Origin of the sequence: uncultured Campylobacter sp. (assembly GCF_937890585.1) — a bacterium.
In the GTDB taxonomy this organism is placed as follows: Bacteria; Campylobacterota; Campylobacteria; order Campylobacterales; family Campylobacteraceae; genus Campylobacter_A.
On sequence record NZ_CALACG010000072.1, the window covers coordinates 1 to 2,310 of the forward strand.

1 protein-coding gene is annotated in these 2,310 nt (G+C 38.2%); it reads left to right on the forward strand.

Annotation, left to right across the window (positions count from 1 at the left end):
• A partial coding sequence (locus Q0296_RS01940) for an autotransporter domain-containing protein (protein ID WP_298035975.1) occupies positions 1-2,146 on the forward strand: 2,146 nt, incomplete at its 5' end.
• Positions 2,147-2,310 lie beyond the last annotated feature (164 nt).

Consider the following 2,310-nt stretch of genomic DNA (forward strand, 5'->3'; position numbering starts at 1 on the left):
TATAAACGGTGAGAGTGGCAAAGATACGATATTTCACGCAAGTATCGATAAAAATATAGAGCTAAAACATAGCGGGCAGGGCAAGGAGCTTGTTTTTGACGGAGGATTTGACATTGATGGTGCTTTGAGCCTAGAAAATGCCAAGGTTACGCTCCAAGGACATCCAAAGACGCACGCCATTGGCGATGCTAGCGTTTTAACTCCCCTAGCAAAGAGCAAGATAGCCGCAGCTGGTCTAAGCGAGCCAGCCTATATGGATCTAACTCGCCCATCCACACTCTCTCAGCCTGACTGGGACGAGAGAAAATTTAGTGCAAAAGATGGCATAAAGCTTAACTCATCAGAGCTTACCATAGGCAAAGATGCTAAGCTAAATGGCGACATCACGGCTAAAAACTCGGTCATAAATTTAAGTGGCGAGCTAACTCACTATATCGATAAATTTGATGGCTCAAATACCTATGATGACGGCTTAAAGTATCGCCAGGATATTGAGAGTAAAAATTTACTTGTTAAAGACGTTAAATTTGACAATAAAATCGTCATGGATAGCGATAGTCTGCTAAGAGTAGGAGGAGGCGCAACTAAGCTAAAAGAGCTAGTTATAAACGGTAAAGATACGCCTTTAGCTAAAGATGTGCTCTTAGGAGATGGTAAATTTGAGGTAGAAAATTTAGAGGTTAGTGGCGCGCAAAAGCTTGGCTTTGAGCCTGATAGCCTCATAAAAAAGAGCCTAAAGATAAAGAACTTTGGCAGTGAAAATGAGCCAGTACTTGACTTTAAAAAGGTCTTAACCCTTGGCGCTGGGATGAAATTTGATGTTGATTTTACTGCGGCACTTAAAGGCGGCATGGCGCTTGATAAAACATATACTTTAGTAAGCGCACAAAGCATCATAAATGAGGGCGCTATCTTTAACAACGAGCAAAAACTTGGGGATTTGTTTATGACCTATGCCATAAGTGACGGCAAGATCGTGATGAAGCTAAGTGACAAAAAGGGAGAAAATCCAGCCGTTTCGCCAAATATAGTACAAGAGAGGGTTTCTAAATTTAGTCAAAGAGAAAATAAAATCCTAAGCATGCTAAAAGGCACGCCTGAATTTGTGCAAGCAATCTCAAGTGGTGACGATGAAGCGCTAAGAAAACTAGCACAAAAAGCAGATAAAGATATGAAAGAAATTTCTATTTCTTCGCTCAAAATGAGCATAAAAGCCTTGCAAAACAGCAACGAGCTGATGAACTCTAGGTTATTTCAGGTCACGCAGTTAAGAGCAAAGGCTGATATCTCGCAGTTTAAGCTAGCTGGACTTGAAAGTGACATCATGCCAAGCGCGAAGATGGCTTATGAAGCAGCAGAAGCTAGCAGGGAGAGAAACAACTTCTGGGCAAATGTAAATGGTGCTTATTTTAAAGATAAAATAAGCGATGGCGACCTTAAATTTTATGGTACAAATATCGGCTATGACAGAGGTTATGATGAGTTTATCTTAGGTGTAAGCGCTGGAGTAAGCAAGGCTAAATTTAGCTCAGACATATTAAAAGATGATGCTAAAATTTATAGTTTTGGTGCGTATGGGCTTTTTGAAAGAGGCTCTCATGAGATACAAAGTAATCTAAATTTCGCCTTTATAAACTCAAAACGCAGCCTAGATGAGGCGCAAAAAGCTAGCGTAAAAGGCAGAGGCATACTCTCAAGCAACTACTATAAATATAAAATTTCACTCTCTAAAAGTGGCGAGTATGAGCAAAGCATAAAGCCTCTACTAGCACTAGAGCTTGGCACTAACGGCATTGATGGATTTAAAAATGACCGATATGATCAAAAGAGCATCAATGACTTTAATGTGGCTGTGGCAGCGGGAGTAGAATACGCTTTAAACAGCGATAAAAACGCATTTAGCGTGCAATTTTTAGTAAAACAAAGTGTATATAACTCAGAAGATAAATCTTATGTTTCGCTTAATAATTCAAATGAGTATGTTGATTACAAACTTGATAACAATAAGCTAAGCTATAAGCTTACTTTAAACTCAGATACCAAGCTTAGCGAAAATTTAGTTCTCTCTTCTCAGTTAAACGGCATGCTTGATAACGATAAAAACTATGGCATAAGTGGTGGTTTGAAGATCGAGTATAAATTTTAAATTTATGTCAAAGTGAATTTAAATTTCACTTTGACGTTGTTAAAAAGCAGATTGTTTTAAATTTGGTAATTTTGAAATCTAATGAAAAATAGTGAAATTTAAAGCTTGAAAGTAGGTGGTGGGTTCACCAGAAATCAAATTTATATATATAGTATCGTTAGATA